Consider the following 15,416-nt stretch of genomic DNA (forward strand, 5'->3'; position numbering starts at 1 on the left):
TACAAGAAGCAATTTAGTAGTTTTTTGTTAAAGAAATGTTAACAAAAACTCAGGGTTTTCCCTAATGCTAACTAAAAACAAATAGGGAAACCCCTTGTCGCAAAAAATAATAAACTCTTCTATATTTACCTCGAATTACACGTAAAAAAATAACCTTGTAATTCACACTCATGCATGAAAAAGGAGGTAAAGCAGAAAACCCTACACAACAGAGTATGCTATGAATCATTTAAAAAATTTATAAAATGAAAAGAATTAAAATTTTATTACAAGTATTTTTAGTAACACTTTTGGTGTTAAGTTGTACTAAGAATGAAGAACAACTAAATGAGAATCAAACTCTAAACATTTCTTCTGTAAATATTGCCTTATTAGGAAAAACTAGCACTAACTTACTCAACAAGTACTATAATAAAAGTAGCTCTAAAAACACTGATGAAGTAAGTTTTAGTGATGAAGATAAAATAATTATGGGAAGTTTTATTGAAGAAAAGCTAACTTTAATCGAATCGAATGATTATGATGTCAGATTTTTGGATAATAATTTCTCTCTTGAAGCTAATCAATTTCTTGCAGAATTAATGGTTTCAGTTGATGAATTAAAAAGTATAAATGATTTTAAATTAAAAATATCAAGTCTAGTAGAAAAAGTAGATAATTCATCAATTAATGATTTTGAAAAAAAAGCAATAATTGGAACAATCGAAGTTACAAAAAATTCAACCATAATTCACGCTCCTATCGAGTTAGGAGGAGAAGGCTTAACAACTCTAAATCCTGATTTAGCGGCCAAAAAATGGAGCTGGAGGAGAGCTGCAAAAGGTGCTGCTGCAGGTTCAATGACATTCTTTTTAGGTATTGGTTTAGCTGTTGTTGCTCCACCAGTTGGTTTGGCTGTTTTAAGTGGTTGGGCTTGGTCTGCAGCTGCTGGAGCTGTAGTAGGAGGTAGTGGTATTATAAATGACTTATAATAAGGAATTAACAATGGTTATTAAAAAAAAGCAAGTCTATTTTTTCTTAGGAAGTATCTTTTTAATTTATTTTATTTTATTTGATGAATGTGAACATACTACCTTTTCGAACAAAATTTTTATAATTAATATACTAAAATCTATTCTATTATCATTCATTATAAGTTTAATTCTTCATTTTTATCAAGGCAAAAGGGATTGATTTTAATCAAAAACAAGGAGGTTAAAATTAACCTCCTTGTTTTTTCAACAAAAAGCTTGCCTTTTTAATATATATATTTGCCGCCATTATCTTTACAATAAAGATAAAAATTGCATGCAAAAAGAAGGTAAAGCAGAAAATCCTACACAACAGAGTATGCTATGAATCATTTAAAAAATTTATAAAATGAAAAGAATTAAAATTTTATTACAAGTATTTTTAGTAACACTTTTGGTGTTAAGTTGTACTAAGAATGAGGAAACTGTTGATTTAAATGAAAATAAATTAACACCAGAACAAATTGGAAAAATCCATAATATGGCTATGGATAACTTCAAGAACAACTTTAATAATCAAAATAATTTAGAAAGTAAAGAATTAATTGACGAAATAATAAAGTTCAACAATTCTTTTATTATATGTTTCAATTAGTTGTCATTCCGACCGAAGCAGAGGAATCACATTATTTAATTGTTCTCTTCCAAAACACCATATCTCTAGATAACAAATTACTTCTTCGTCAACATTCGTTTAATTTCATTCAACTTCATCAAGGCTTCAATGGGTGTCAGCGTATCAATATTCGTTGTTAAAATTTCTTCACGAATGTCTTCTAGTAATGGATCATCTAACTGAAAAAAGCTCATTTGCATATCTTCATGTTGTGCTTCTTTCAAGGTTTCTTTAACCTCTTTGTGTGAATGTGAGTCTTCTAACTCTTTTAGAATTTTGTTTGCTCTATGAATTACCATACTTGGCATTCCTGCTAATTTTGCCACATGAATTCCAAAACTATGATCACTTCCTCCTTTCACCAATTTACGTAAGAAAATAATGCTATTATCCAATTCTTTTACCGACACATTAAAATTCTTAATACGCCCAAACGTCGAAGTCATTTCGTTTAACTCGTGATAATGCGTTGCAAATAGTGTTTTTGCTTTCGATGGATGTTCATGTAAGTATTCTGAAATCGCCCAGGCGATAGAGATTCCGTCATAAGTAGAAGTTCCTCGTCCAATTTCATCTAACAACACCAAACTACGATCGGAAATGTTATTTAAGATCGATGCTGTTTCATTCATTTCAACCATAAATGTCGACTCTCCCATCGAAATATTATCACTCGCACCTACTCTGGTAAAAATCTTATCCACCATACCTATTCGGGCATTTTGAGCAGGAACATAACTTCCCATTTGCGCTAATAACACAATTAAAGCTGTTTGACGTAAAATAGCTGATTTACCAGACATGTTAGGACCTGTAATCATAATAATTTGTTGCTGATTACGGTTTAGCACAACATCATTCGCTATGTATTCTTCGCCGATTGGTAATTGTTTTTCAATAACCGGGTGGCGGCCATTTTTGATTTCAATATCGGTACTATCGTCCATTAGTGGACGTACATAATTATTCTCAGTAGCTAAGGTTGCAAAAGATTGCAACACATCAATCTTAGCTACATTCTGTGCATTTTGTTGTACAGGTTGTACAAACCCAATAATGTATTGTACTAGTTTAGCAAAAATCTCAGTTTCTAATTGCTGAATTTTCTCTTCTGCTCCTAAAATTTTTGCTTCGTATTCTTTTAATTCTTCGGTTATGTAACGCTCAGCATTCACTAAAGTTTGCTTACGAATCCAGTCTTCAGGAACTTTATCTTTGTGCGTATTTCTAACTTCAATATAGTATCCAAAAACATTATTAAACGCAATTTTTAAACTCGGAATTCCTGTTCGTTCCGTTTCGCGAGCTAGCATCGTATCTAAATACTCTTTTCCAGAGTTTGAAATATTTCGTAGTTCATCCAACTCTTCTGAAACTCCGTTTGCAATAGCATTTCCTTTATTAATGTTTACAGGAGCTTCTTCTAAAACAGTCTCGGTAATTTTATCAATTAATTCATCACAAGTATTAATTTTTTCTCCTAATAACCTAACGGCAGCGTTTTCGCTGCTTTCTGCGGATTCTTTTATCGGAAGAATCGCTTTCAACGAGTTTTTTAACAAGACAACTTCTCTTGGAGACACTTTGCCTGTTGCAACTTTCGATATCAATCGTTCGATATCAGAAATTTGTTTTAATTGATACGTTACTGTTTCAGAAAAGGCATCGTTATCAATTAAAAACTTCACTAATTCGTGTCGCTGCTGAATTTGGGCTAAATCTTTTAACGGAAGCGCTAACCAACGTTTTAATAAACGTCCTCCCATCGGAGAAATTGTTTTATCGATTACATCTAGTAACGAAACCGAATTCACAGAATTACCTCCATATAACTCTAAGTTTTTTACGGTAAAGCGATCCATCCACACATAATTATCTTCCGCAATTCTACTGATAGATTGTATATGTTCTATTTTGTTGTGTTGTGTTTCCGATAAGTAATACATTGCTACACCACCTGCCACAATTCCGTATTCTAATTCTTCAACCCCAAATCCTTTTAACGTTTTTACCTTAAAATGATTTCGAAGCAATTCATCTCCATAATCTTTTTGAAACACCCAATCATCCAAATAAAAAGCATGAAAAAGATTGGTAAAAGCTTCTAAAAATCGTTGTTTGTGTTTTTTTTCAACCAATACTTCACTCGGTGTAAAGTTTTGCAAGAGTTTATCGATATACTCTTCGTTTCCTTGAGCTATAAGAAACTCTCCGGTAGAAACGTCTAAAAACGAAACTCCTAATAGCTTTTTCCCAAAATGAACAGCTGCTAAAAAGTTATTAGACTTTGATTGTAATACCTCATCATTCAACGCAACTCCAGGGGTCACTAATTCTGTAACTCCTCGTTTTACAATCTTTTTAGTCATTTTTGGATCTTCCAACTGATCGCAAATTGCCACACGCAATCCAGATTTTACTAATTTAGGCAAATACGTATTTAAAGAATGATGTGGAAAACCTGCCAAGGCAGTTTCGCTTTCACTACCACTTCCTCTTTTGGTTAAAATAATTCCTAAAACTTTAGATGCTTTTATAGCATCTTCTCCAAAGGTTTCATAAAAATCGCCTACTCTAAAGAGCAACATTGCATCCGGATATTTTGCCTTGATTCCGTTATACTGTTGCATTAATGGAGTTACCTTTTTTGCCTTTGTTTTTGCCAAGTTTGTGGATTTTTTGGGTTAGTTTTGCGAAGATATAAAAGTTTAGAGTTTCTTTCGTTTCAAGTTATCCACAACTTTAAACTTTTGAACCTGAAAACCAATTTATGAGGAAATTAAAAAACAGCGAACTCGGTAGAAAAACCGTTGAAGAGTTTAAACAGACTAACAAAACTCCAATAATTGTAGTATTGGATAATATTCGTAGTTTGAATAATGTAGGTTCTGTTTTTAGAACTTCGGATGCTTTTTTAATTGAAAAAATTTATTTGTGTGGTATTACAGCAACTCCACCTAACAAAGAAATTCATAAAACTGCTTTAGGTGCTACTGAATCGGTAGATTGGGAATATATTGAAAACACCATGGATTTGGTAAAAAAGCTACAAACAGACAATGTAAAAGTCCTATCCATAGAACAAGCAGAACGTAGTACCATGCTAGATACTTTTACTCCTGAAACTGACCAAAAATACGCCGTAGTGTTTGGTAACGAAGTAAAAGGTGTACAGCAGGAGGTTGTTTCTGCTTCTAATATGTGTATTGAAATTCCGCAGTTAGGTACCAAACACTCTTTAAACATCTCCGTAAGTTGCGGTGTGGTTTTATGGGATCTGTTTACGAAAATGCGTTAAATCTTATGTTTTTTTAGTTAAAAAGTATACTTTAGTACGCAATTGCACACAAGTATTTTTTTAACTTAAGAAAACCCGTATAATATGGAAAACAAAAACTTACAAAAAACAGCTATGAATTTAAGCCCTGATACCGTAGATAACCCTACAACTGGCGGTAACAACGGAGGGTCTACTGGTGGTGGTGATGGTGGAAGCCAAGGAGGAGATGGTAAACATCTATAGTCAAGTTCCTAATTTAGGATAAGACTAAACTAATACTTTTTGTATAAATTAAAAATTAAACCATTACTTTTGAAAAGTAATGGTTTTTTCCTTCCCAATGAATAAATTATTCTTTTATTTTTTACTTTATTCTACTTTTATTTTTTCTCAAAGAAATGAAAAAGACTCCGTCCTTTTTTATTTAAAAAAAGCAAATGTAGTATATGGGAAGAAGAAAATTCCTTTACTCAGAAAAGCTACGTATTATGCAAACCATACGAAAATAGATTCTTTAATAAAGGAAACAAATATCGAGTTAGGAGTACATGGATATTATAACAATTCTGTTCAAGATATTTTAAATGCTAACACAAACATTTACAATTTATATCATAATACTAAAGACTCCACCTTATTAGCTAAACACCTGCATTTTAAAGCCTTAGAACAAAGAGTGAAGTTAAATATTGATAGTGCCTATTTTTATTATCATCAATCAAAAGATATTTCTAAAAAACTTCAAGATTCTTTAGCAATAGGAAGACGTTTGTTGAGCATAGGACTCATACAAAAAAATGTTAAAGATTATTTAGGAGCTGAAATTAGTTTAATAGACGCTTTAAAATATCTTGAACCTATAAATTCTTATGTGTATTTGGAAAGAACTTATAATGTATTAGGTCTAGTGTCTGAAGAACTTGATTTACAAAAAGATGCTTTAAACTATTACAACATTGCTCTTTCTTACAATAAAAGTAATAAAAACGATATTGGTTATTTATATATAACAAATAATATTGGTCTTTTGTATCAAAACCTTTATCAACACAAAGAAGCTATTCAGTATTTTAAAAAGGGGCTGGCTTTTGATAGTATTAAACATAAGTATCCTTCTCAATATGCTTTATTATTAGAAAATCTTGCTTTTAGTAATTATTCTATTGAAAATAAAGAAAAAGTACTTCAACAATATAATGAAGTATTATTTATTAGAAGAAAAGATAATAATTATAGTGGAATGAGTACTACTCATATAAATCTCTCAAATTACTACAAAGACCTTAACCAACCCCAAAAAGCCCTTTTTCATTCAAACGAAGCACTAAAATATGCCAAACAAACTCATAACAATAAAAAATGGCTAGAAGCTTTAAAAAACTTAGCTAACTTAACCAAAGGAGAAGAATCAAAACAATATTTATTTGAATATATCACCTTAAACGATAGTCTCTTTCAAAATGAACGTCGTTTAAAAAATCAGTTTGCTAAAATTAGGTATGAAACCGATAAAAAAGAAAAAGAAAATGTTGTTTTAAAAACAGAAAACCAACAAAAGCAAGCAGAAATTACTTATCAAAAACAACAAAAAACCATTGGTTGGCTGGTTGCTTTAAGTGGCCTTTTATTTTCTGGTTTTAGTGTGTTGTTTTACTTTCAACGTAAACGAAAAATACTGTATCAAGCGCAATTACAAAAAGTAGAAGCAAGAGAACACGAACGTCAACAAATTGCCAAATCTTTGCATGATGAAGTAGCTGGGGATTTACGTTTACTACATCAAAAGTTAGAAAAATCAAACCTATTAGAAGAAGCTGTAAAGCTAAATTCAGTAAAAGAGAACGTTCGTAATTTATCGCATCAATTAAGTAGTATCAGTTTCGATAAAGTGTCTTTTAAAGATCAAATTATCAATTTAGTAAGCGATTATTTTGAGTTAGATTTTAAAATAAAAGTCTACGGTATTCGAGATTATGATTGGACTTCCATAGACAATTCTATAAAACGATTACTCTATTTAAGCACTCGTGAAAACATACAAAACTGTAAAAAATATGCTAAGGCAAGTACTATAACTATCGATTTCTCAGTACACAAAAAATATGTACATTTGAATATTACTGATAACGGTGTTGGTTTTAATACCAAAATCAGTAAAAAAGGGATCGGTTTACAAAACCTACAAGACCGCGTTGAAGAGTTAAACGGAACGTTAACCATAACTAGTGAAATAGGTAAAGGAACCCAAACCCATATTCAAATCCCCTTCCATGTCTAAGAAAACGAAAATTCTTTTAGTTGACGACCATCAATTAATTATTGAAGGTATTCTTTCTTGTTTAAAGAATATAGATGGTCTAGAAATTGAAACAGCTAATTCTTGTGATGAAGCTTTTTCAAAAATAAAATCGAACTTACAAACAAGTCCTTTTCATCTTATTTTTACCGATTTAAGTTTCGATAATCAGAGTCAAAACAACACTTTTATTGATGGTGAAGCGTTGATAAAAGCAATTCAAGAAAAAGAAATTCCTATCAAGATTGGTGTAATAACAGGACACTCTGAAACAAACAGAGTTTTTAATATAATTAAAAACTTAAATCCTTTAGCCTATATTTTAAAAGGAAATTGTAGTGTCGATGAACTAAGGTTTGCAATTCAAAAAATGCTTAAAGATGAGGTGTATTATACACATGAAATACACCAAAAACTCTTAAAAAGAGCCTTAATTGAAATCCAAATGGATGATATTGCCATTCAAATTTTAAAAGAACTTCCTAAGCATCCTAAAATTTCAAACTTGGAAGGACTTATAAAAAAAAACGATGGTTCATTACTTAAAGTTAGATCTATAGAAAGCAAACTTTCAAAATTAAGAACTGATTTACAAGCAAATAACAACACAGATTTAGTTCTTAAAGCCAAAGAACTTGGGATTATAGATTAAATTTTGCGGAAAAACACATTTCTTTTTACGGTTTTCCCCTTTTATTACCTAAAAGGAACCTATATTTTCGCAGGGAAATTCAAAACTTGCTGGGAGAATTTTGAAAAAGAAAAACGTAAAAGCTTTTAGTTGCCTAGAGGCTTTTTTTTATTTTAAATAACTAGCTTGCAGAAATCTGCATTATTTTTTGCGGAAATCCCTTTTTTTTAAACAAATGATCTTTTTAATTTCGTGACATCTTTTTCCAAAATTGCATGGAAAAAAGACATTTAAGGGGAAAACTAACCTTCTAGAAAATCTAGGAGGTTTTTTTTGTTACTATAGGTAAAATTGTAAATTAGGCATTTAATCATTTTACGTTTAAATGACCCACAAATATATTATTGCTTTAGATCAAGGAACCACAAGTTGTCGTACCGTAATTATTAATAATGAAGAAAAAATTGTTACTAAAGTTCAACAAGAATTTCAACAATTATTCCCTCAATCAGGTTGGGTAGAACACGATGCTGCCGAAATCTTACAAACACAACTTTACACCCTACAAAAAGCTATTCAACAAGCTAAAATTTCGCCTTCTGAAATTGCAGGGATCGGAATTACAAACCAAAGAGAAACTACCGTGGTTTGGAATAAAAACACAGGAAAACCTATTTATAATGCCATTGTTTGGCAAGATAAACGTACTGCTGATATTTGTGAACAATTAAAAGAAACGGGACTAGAAAACTATGTTAGAAAGACAACCGGATTAGTTATTGATAGTTATTTTTCTGCCACTAAAATTAACTGGATTTTAACTCATGTTGAAGGAGCTCAAAAAGAAGCAGAAAAAGGAAATTTACTCTTCGGAACAATTGACACCTGGTTACTATGGAATTTAACCAATGGCAAAGTACATGCTACCGATTACAGTAATGCTTCTCGTACTATGCTGTACGATATTAAAAACCTTTGTTGGGATAAAACACTTGTAAACGAATTGAACATTCCTTTTTCTATGTTACCTGAAGTAAAACCTTCTTCTTTTCACTTCGGAAATTATGAGTTGGACGGAATTCAAATTCCGATTGCTGGAATTGCTGGTGATCAGCAATCTGCGTTATTTGGACAAGCCTGTTTTAAGAAAGGAGAAGCTAAAAACACCTACGGAACTGGTTGCTTTATGTTAATGAATACAGGTGAAAATTTAGAATATTCTGAAAATGGTTTAATTTCTACCATTGCTTGGGGAATTAACGATAAAGTGTATTACGCACTTGAAGGAAGTGTGTTTGTAGCTGGTTCTGCTATTCAATGGTTACGCGACGGTTTACAAATAATAAACAGTGCGGAAGAAAGCGAGTTGTTTGCTGAACAAGTTACTGATGAAAATCCTGTATATGTAGTTCCTGCTTTTGCTGGTTTAGGTGCTCCATACTGGGATATGTATGCAAGAGGAGCTGTTTTTGGATTAACCCGTGATACTGGAAAAAACCATTTAATTAAAGCCACACTGCAATCTTTAGCTTATCAAACCAAAGATATTTTAGATGTAATGCAAAAAGACAGCCTTTTACCGCTCTCTTCTTTAAAAGTTGATGGTGGTGCTTGCGCTAATAATTTATTAATGCAGTTTCAGGCAGATATTTTAAATGTGACCGTAGAACGTCCTGAAGAAATAGAAACAACAGTGATGGGAGCTGCTTATTTAGCAGGAATTTGTGTGGGTTTATGGAAACAAGACGACATTATAAATAGAAGAAAAATAAATAAACAATTTATACCTTCATTTACTAAAGAAAAAAGAGAACGATTGTATAAAAAATGGCAAAAAGCTGTTGAACGCACCAAAGATTGGGTTGACTAAAAAGTAATTCAATCTTTTAAAAAACTATGATAACATGAAAAAGTTACTTTCTGCAAAACGTATTACCTTCTTCTTAATACTCTCTTTTATACTTATCGCATTGGTGCCTTTTATACACTTCATAGATTATGATGCGAAAGATGATCGTTTTGGTTTGTGGCCTTTAATTGCTATAGCAATTATTTTAATCGGTTTGTTCATTTTACTTATCGATTATATTCTATTTAAAATTATTAAGGATAAAGTCTTATTAAATCTCATTGAAGTAATATTGTTACTTATAATTCTCTCTTTCATATGGTCTAATTAAGTAAGGTTAATTAAGTTTTATCTTACTGTAGCCTTACCGTTTATTTTCAAAATCCTGATAAATATCATGTTTTAATTTCGCTTTTCCCTATATTTTTGAGAAAACAAAGAACAAAGAAAAAATGACACAATTACTAAATATTCCATTAGTATCTTGGACAAACGGAACCATTATGATGATAATTTTCGGATTTGTTTGTGTAGGGTTGGTTGCCGCTCTTTTAATTCTAATTAACAGTGGCAAGAAAAAAGACAGTTAAATTATTTGTAACAAATAATACTATAAAATAATTGCATTGAAAAAGACGAAGGTCTTTTGAAAACCCGTAAAGTGGGTAAACTTTAGTTTTAATAGTTGATTGAAGAAGCACTCTATAATAATGTGTTAGTGGTTTAACGTTTGAGTGCTTCTTCTTCTTTTTTTATTTAAAAGCATTTAACCCGGTAATATCTAACCCCGTAATTAATAAGTGTATATCGTGAGTTCCTTCGTAGGTAATTACGCTTTCTAAATTCATTGAATGTCTCATTATTGAATATTCTCCTGTAATTCCCATACCTCCTAACATTTGACGCGCTTCTCTGGCAATATTAATAGCCATATCTACATTATTACGCTTCGCCATAGATATTTGTGCTGAGGTAGCTTTCCCTTCGTTACGAAGCACACCTAGCCTCCAAGCTAATAATTGCGCTTTCGTTATTTCAGTAATCATTTCTGCCAACTTCTTTTGTTGCAGTTGAAATTGTGCAATTGGCTTACCAAACTGAGTACGTTCTTTCGTATAACGTAACGCTGTATCGTAACAATCCATCGCAGCACCAATAGCCCCCCAAGCAATTCCGTAACGAGCAGAATCTAAACATCCTAACGGAGCTCCTAAACCAGATTTGTTTGGCAACAAGTTTTCTTTAGGAACTTTTACGTTATCAAAAATTAGCTCTCCAGTAGCAGAAGCTCTTAACGACCATTTGTTATGTGTTTCTGGAGTTGTAAAACCTTCCATACCGCGCTCTACAATTAGTCCGTGAATACGTCCTTCTTCATTTTTAGCCCATACCACAGCTACTTGTGCAAAAGGTGCATTAGAAATCCACATTTTTGCTCCGTTCAATAAATAATGGTCTCCCATATCTTTGAACTTAGTTTCCATTCCTCCCGGATTACTTCCGTGGTTTGGTTCTGTTAAACCAAAACACCCCATCCATTCTCCTGAAGCTAATTTTGGTAAGTATTTTTTACGTTGCTCTTCATTTCCGTATTTAAAAATTGGATACATTACCAATGAAGATTGAACAGAGGCAGTAGATCGCACTCCAGAATCTCCTCTTTCAATTTCTTGCATAATTAAACCATACGAAATTTGATCTAATCCTGCTCCTCCATACTCTTCAGGAATATAAGGTCCAAATGCCCCTATTTCTGCTAACCCTCCAATTATTTGCTTAGGAAACTCTGCTCGTTGTGCATATTCTTCAATTATAGGAGAAACTTCACGTTTTACCCATTCTCTAGAGGCACCTCTAACAAGCTTATGCTCTTCAGTTAATAAATCATCAATGTTATAATAATCTGGAGCTTGAAATAAATCCATAGTTAGTTGAGTTTTAGAATTCTTTCAAATGTAATTAAAAAAATGATTTTTATCTAGGGTTTCCGTATGTTTGCACCGATGAGATTTACTTTAGGAAAAGAGGAACGGTTAAAGAGTAAAAAGCTGATAGGCAGGCTTTACGAAGAAGGAAAAATAATTAAAGTTTTTCCACTTCGAATGGTATACATACAAGCCGAACATACCTCTAAATTTCCTGCACAAGTAGGTGTTTCTGTTCCGAAACGAAATTTTAAAAAAGCAGTAGACAGAAACCGAATTAAACGTTTATTACGAGAAACTTACCGAAAAGAAAAACATACAATTTATGAGGCTGTAGATAAACAATATGTGTTTATGATTTCTTATCTTGCAAGAGATGAATGGAAATATGCTGATATTGAGCATAAAATGAAGAAATTATTAACACAGTTTATTACAGAAGTTACTCAAGATGAAAAATAGAACAGTACTTATTTTCGGTTCCCTCATTATCATCTCTCTTTTCTTTTCTTTTCAATCTCGTTTTTTTGAGATTGCTAAACAAATAGAAATCTATAACAACCTTTTTAAAGAGTTGAACATTAATTATATTGATGAAATCAACCCTGGTGATTTAACTGACAAAGCGATAAAAAACACCCTTAAAAATTTAGATCCATATACTAATTTTTACAACGAACAAGATGTTGAAGATGCACGTATTCGTCGTGAAGGTGAATATGGAGGTATTGGTATTTCTACATTTTACACCAAAAGAGGAATTGTGGTTTCTGAAATTTATAAAGGCTTTTCGGCAGATAAAGCTGGCTTAAAAGCAGGTGATATTATTACCAATGTAAACGGACAAGAATTAGCTGCTTTGGAAAGAAGTCAATTTTCACAAATGCTAAAAGGTGTTCCAGGGAAACAACTTTCTTTACAAGTAGAAAGAAACGGTCAAACAAAAAGTGTGTCAGTTAAACTTGATAAAGTTGTTTTAGATCCTGTCCCTTTTTACGACATGATTGATGCTGAAACCGGATACATTGTTTTAACACGATTTATAAGTCAAAAAGCTACCGAAGGTGTTGTAAATGCTTTTGCTGACCTTAAAAAAAGAGGAATGACAAAACTTGTGTTTGATTTACGATACAATCCTGGTGGATCATTATATGATGCTGTTAATATTACCAATTTATTTATACCTAAAGGATTAAAAGTTGTAGACACCCGTGGTAAAAGTCAAAAAAATAGTAGAACTTATAAAACTAACAAAGATCCGCTAGATGCCAATATTCCTATTGTAGTGTTAATAAATGGTCGTTCTGCCTCAGCTTCAGAAATTGTTTCAGGAGCTTTACAAGATTATGACCGAGCAGTAATTATGGGAGAACGTTCTTTTGGAAAAGGCTTAGTTCAGCGTTACTTTGATTTAAGTTACGGAACCCAAATGAAAATTACTATTTCTAAATACTACACTCCTAGTGGGCGTTGTATTCAAGAATTAGATTACGCCAATAGAGACCCTAAAACAGGTAAAGTGCCTAAGTTTTCAGATACTACTCTTAATGAATTTACTACTAAAAATGGAAGAATAGTATACGATGGTGGAGGTGTAACGCCAGATATAACAAGTAAGTTTTCTAAAAAAACAGAAGAAACTGATCAATTACTTAAATCAAGAGCCATCTTTAATTTTGTAACCGATTTCACTTATCAAAACCCTAATTTATCTGCCGAAAACTACACGTTTACATCTGAGGGTTTTAATAGTTTTAAAGAATATTTACTTCGTAAAGACACTGCTTTTGTTTCTAACGAAGAAAGGTTATTTCAATCCGCATACAAGTCGGTAGAAAACAATAAAATCATCACTCCAGAATATACTACAATCATTCAACAACTAAAAGCTATAAAGGTTGCAAAGATTGTAGAAAATCAAGATTTGCTTTCAAAGGAAATTGAAAATGAAATTATTGAGCGTTATGCATACAAAGAAGGGATGTATAAGCATTTATTTAAAAATGATGTTACTATTAAAAATGCTGTTACGCTGTTAAACGATACCAAAAAGTACAACAGTATTTTAGAGAAATAGCTTCCAGAATATAATTTGTATATTTGTACTTTAAAAACACATGTCAAAACCTATCCAAAAAGAACGTACAAGAGCACACGAATCTACAAGCGCTATTGAGCGTTTATACATTTCAATGCGACACCTCTTTAGTCGTGGTTTTTATAAACCGATGGGAGTTTCAGGTGAAACTTTACGTAAATCACTTTTATCATTACGCCCAGAAATTTATGGGTCGATTGCTGAAGACAAAACCGAATTAAACGGATTGGTATACGTTATTGAACGTTTACCTGAAGGAATTGAAGAATGTCAATTTATTTACTTAACCGCCGACGAAGGCTATCGAAATTCTAAATTCAAAGCGATTGTACCTCCTAAAAGAAGGAGAAACTGCTATCGTATTGATAAAAACCAAATGAATATCGAAATTACGCGTGGTCGTTCAGAAATTTATGATATTCTAACACACTTGACATTTTTATTTATCGAGTCTCATAAAATAAAAGATCGTGTTGTAATTAACAATGGAGAAAGCTTTATTCGCGAATGGTTACTCTTAGAAGATATCGTACTACATAACAAAACTCTTACTGATGAAGAAAAAGATGTAATTGTAGTACATCTTGGTAACATTTTAGGAAGAACCTATGACGAAATTTATGACGCATACAACACCTTTTCTACAGAAGAAAACCCGAATAGATTTTTCCACTTAATTTACTGGTTAGGTAAGCTAGCCATTAACGAATCTTTATACGATCAAAAACGCTCTATAAAATTCAGTTCAGTGTTAACTGAAGAAATCGGTCATCATTATTACGGGGAATTATGGGCGAATAGTATCAAAAAAGTCTTGTTAGATAACGGACTAATAGAACGTCCTATCCATATCATCAGTGCAAACATGCACAGTGTAATGAATAGTATTTATGGTAAAAACGCATTACCTAAAGAAGCAAAAAAACACAAAGATTTTCAGTTATTTGAATTATTAAGTAACTCTAACAGTAGTGCTTTACAATCTACTGTAAAAAATTATGCTTCTGAAAACGGGTTGATTTATATTAAAGATACTTCAGGAACCAATATCAATGTACAAGTGATCGACACTGATAAAATTGATTTTGACACCAACTCTTTTAACAAAGTAAATTCAGTTGGAGAAAAACCTTTAATTATCGTAATGGATTATGCCTTTGGTGAGCAGGCTTTTGAAACCATGGATGAATTGTTAAAGCCTTATAAAACCGGAGGTAAAACAATTCATTTAGATGTTCAATCTGTTTCTATTATGGGTAAAGCAGGTATTTTAGAAGGCGGAAAAGGAGATATCATGATTCCTTCTTCACATATTTTTGAAGGAACTGCTGATAATTATCCCTTTAAAAACGAATTATCAAAAGAAGATTTAGAAGGTTTTGGAGTAAAAGTTTTTGATGGAGCCATGATTACTGTATTAGGAACATCGCTTCAAAACAAAGACTTATTAAAATTCTTCCACGATTCTACTTGGAATGTAATTGGATTAGAAATGGAAGGTGCACACTACCAAAAAGCCATTCAATCTGCTTCAAAAATTAGAGGAAATATTTCAGAAAATGTAAAAGTGCGCTACGCATATTACGCATCTGATAACCCGTTAGAAACTGGTGCAACACTTGCTTCTGGTGGACTTGGTATGAGCGGAGTAACACCAACTTACGCCATTACACAAAAAATACTTGAGCAAATTTTCTAGTCGTTGAACGAC

13 protein-coding genes are annotated in these 15,416 nt (G+C 32.1%); 11 read left to right on the forward strand and 2 right to left on the reverse strand.

Annotation, left to right across the window (positions count from 1 at the left end; genetic code table 11):
- Positions 1-245: 245 nt before the first annotated feature.
- Both Q0663_RS00895 and Q0663_RS00900 read left to right on the forward strand, forming a co-directional pair.
- A complete protein-coding gene (locus Q0663_RS00895) occupies positions 246-971 on the forward strand; it encodes a hypothetical protein (RefSeq protein ID WP_299004898.1) in 726 nt (241 codons plus the stop codon).
- A gap of 388 nt (positions 972-1,359) precedes the next feature.
- Positions 1,360-1,605 (forward strand): hypothetical protein, encoded by a 246-nt coding sequence (locus tag Q0663_RS00900; RefSeq protein WP_299004901.1) that lies wholly within the window; start codon positions 1,360-1,362, stop codon positions 1,603-1,605.
- A gap of 77 nt (positions 1,606-1,682) precedes the next feature.
- Here the strand turns inward: Q0663_RS00900 and mutS are convergent, their stop codons facing one another.
- Positions 1,683-4,292 carry a DNA mismatch repair protein MutS gene (mutS, locus tag Q0663_RS00905; RefSeq protein ID WP_299004904.1) on the reverse strand — a complete coding sequence of 870 codons (2,610 nt, stop codon included), beginning with the start codon at positions 4,290-4,292 and terminating at the stop codon, positions 1,683-1,685.
- 104 nt (positions 4,293-4,396) lie between these two features.
- Here mutS and Q0663_RS00910 point away from each other — a divergent pair, with 104 nt between their 5' ends.
- From Q0663_RS00910 to Q0663_RS00935, 6 genes are all read left to right on the forward strand, one after another.
- The gene (locus Q0663_RS00910; protein ID WP_299004907.1) at positions 4,397-4,924 is read left to right on the forward strand and encodes an RNA methyltransferase; all 528 of its coding nucleotides are present in this window, start codon (positions 4,397-4,399) and stop codon (positions 4,922-4,924) included.
- 84 nt (positions 4,925-5,008) lie between these two features.
- A complete protein-coding gene (locus Q0663_RS00915; RefSeq protein ID WP_299004910.1) occupies positions 5,009-5,149 on the forward strand; it encodes a hypothetical protein in 141 nt (46 codons plus the stop codon).
- A gap of 97 nt (positions 5,150-5,246) precedes the next feature.
- On the forward strand, positions 5,247-7,184 hold the full coding sequence (locus tag Q0663_RS00920; protein ID WP_299004913.1) for an ATP-binding protein: 1,938 nt from the start codon (positions 5,247-5,249) through the stop codon (positions 7,182-7,184).
- Positions 7,177-7,854, forward strand: coding sequence for a response regulator (locus Q0663_RS00925; RefSeq protein WP_299004915.1), 678 nt, complete (start codon positions 7,177-7,179; stop codon positions 7,852-7,854). Before Q0663_RS00920 ends, Q0663_RS00925 begins: the two co-directional genes overlap by 8 nt.
- Positions 7,855-8,218: 364 nt before the next feature.
- Positions 8,219-9,703: a glycerol kinase GlpK gene (gene glpK, locus Q0663_RS00930; RefSeq protein ID WP_299004917.1), complete on the forward strand. Its 1,485-nt coding sequence runs from the start codon at positions 8,219-8,221 to the stop codon at positions 9,701-9,703.
- A 431-nt stretch (positions 9,704-10,134) separates the two neighbouring features.
- On the forward strand, positions 10,135-10,272 hold the full coding sequence (locus Q0663_RS00935) for a hypothetical protein (RefSeq protein WP_274635109.1): 138 nt from the start codon (positions 10,135-10,137) through the stop codon (positions 10,270-10,272).
- A gap of 162 nt (positions 10,273-10,434) precedes the next feature.
- On the opposite strand, the gene Q0663_RS00940 is transcribed toward Q0663_RS00935, so the two are convergent.
- The gene (locus Q0663_RS00940; RefSeq protein WP_299004919.1) at positions 10,435-11,607 is read right to left on the reverse strand and encodes an acyl-CoA dehydrogenase family protein; all 1,173 of its coding nucleotides are present in this window, start codon (positions 11,605-11,607) and stop codon (positions 10,435-10,437) included.
- A 78-nt stretch (positions 11,608-11,685) separates the two neighbouring features.
- On the opposite strand from Q0663_RS00940, the gene rnpA reads away from it, so the two are divergent.
- The 3 genes from rnpA to Q0663_RS00955 are packed head-to-tail and all read left to right on the forward strand — an operon-like array spanning position 11,686 to position 15,404.
- Positions 11,686-12,069, forward strand: a complete 384-nt coding sequence (gene rnpA / locus Q0663_RS00945) for a ribonuclease P protein component (RefSeq protein WP_299004921.1) — start codon at positions 11,686-11,688, stop codon at positions 12,067-12,069.
- Positions 12,059-13,684 carry a S41 family peptidase gene (locus tag Q0663_RS00950; protein WP_299004923.1) on the forward strand — a complete coding sequence of 542 codons (1,626 nt, stop codon included), beginning with the start codon at positions 12,059-12,061 and terminating at the stop codon, positions 13,682-13,684. The genes rnpA and Q0663_RS00950 overlap by 11 nt, the downstream gene beginning before the upstream one ends.
- Positions 13,685-13,724: 40 nt before the next feature.
- Positions 13,725-15,404, forward strand: coding sequence for a hypothetical protein (locus Q0663_RS00955; RefSeq protein ID WP_299004925.1), 1,680 nt, complete (start codon positions 13,725-13,727; stop codon positions 15,402-15,404).
- Positions 15,405-15,416: the final 12 nt, after the last annotated feature.

The organism is uncultured Tenacibaculum sp. (genome assembly GCF_947504135.1).
Taxonomy (GTDB): domain Bacteria; phylum Bacteroidota; class Bacteroidia; order Flavobacteriales; family Flavobacteriaceae; genus Polaribacter.

Excerpts from the sequence above, each read along its gene's own strand:
- Q0663_RS00900 (WP_299004901.1), top strand. The coding sequence starts at position 1,360 with ATGAAAAGAATTAAAATTTTATTACAAGTATTTTTAGTAACACTTTTG.
- Q0663_RS00925 (WP_299004915.1), top strand. The coding sequence starts at position 7,177 with ATGTCTAAGAAAACGAAAATTCTTTTAGTTGACGACCATCAATTAATT.
- Q0663_RS00935 (WP_274635109.1), top strand. The coding sequence starts at position 10,135 with ATGACACAATTACTAAATATTCCATTAGTATCTTGGACAAACGGAACC.
- Q0663_RS00940 (WP_299004919.1), bottom strand. The coding sequence starts at position 11,607 with ATGGATTTATTTCAAGCTCCAGATTATTATAACATTGATGATTTATTA.
- Q0663_RS00955 (WP_299004925.1), top strand. The coding sequence starts at position 13,725 with ATGTCAAAACCTATCCAAAAAGAACGTACAAGAGCACACGAATCTACA.
- rnpA (WP_299004921.1), top strand. The coding sequence starts at position 11,686 with ATGAGATTTACTTTAGGAAAAGAGGAACGGTTAAAGAGTAAAAAGCTG.
- Q0663_RS00920 (WP_299004913.1), top strand. The coding sequence starts at position 5,247 with ATGAATAAATTATTCTTTTATTTTTTACTTTATTCTACTTTTATTTTT.
- Q0663_RS00915 (WP_299004910.1), top strand. The coding sequence starts at position 5,009 with ATGGAAAACAAAAACTTACAAAAAACAGCTATGAATTTAAGCCCTGAT.
- Q0663_RS00910 (WP_299004907.1), top strand. The coding sequence starts at position 4,397 with ATGAGGAAATTAAAAAACAGCGAACTCGGTAGAAAAACCGTTGAAGAG.
- Q0663_RS00950 (WP_299004923.1), top strand. The coding sequence starts at position 12,059 with ATGAAAAATAGAACAGTACTTATTTTCGGTTCCCTCATTATCATCTCT.
- Q0663_RS00895 (WP_299004898.1), top strand. The coding sequence starts at position 246 with ATGAAAAGAATTAAAATTTTATTACAAGTATTTTTAGTAACACTTTTG.
- glpK (WP_299004917.1), top strand. The coding sequence starts at position 8,219 with ATGACCCACAAATATATTATTGCTTTAGATCAAGGAACCACAAGTTGT.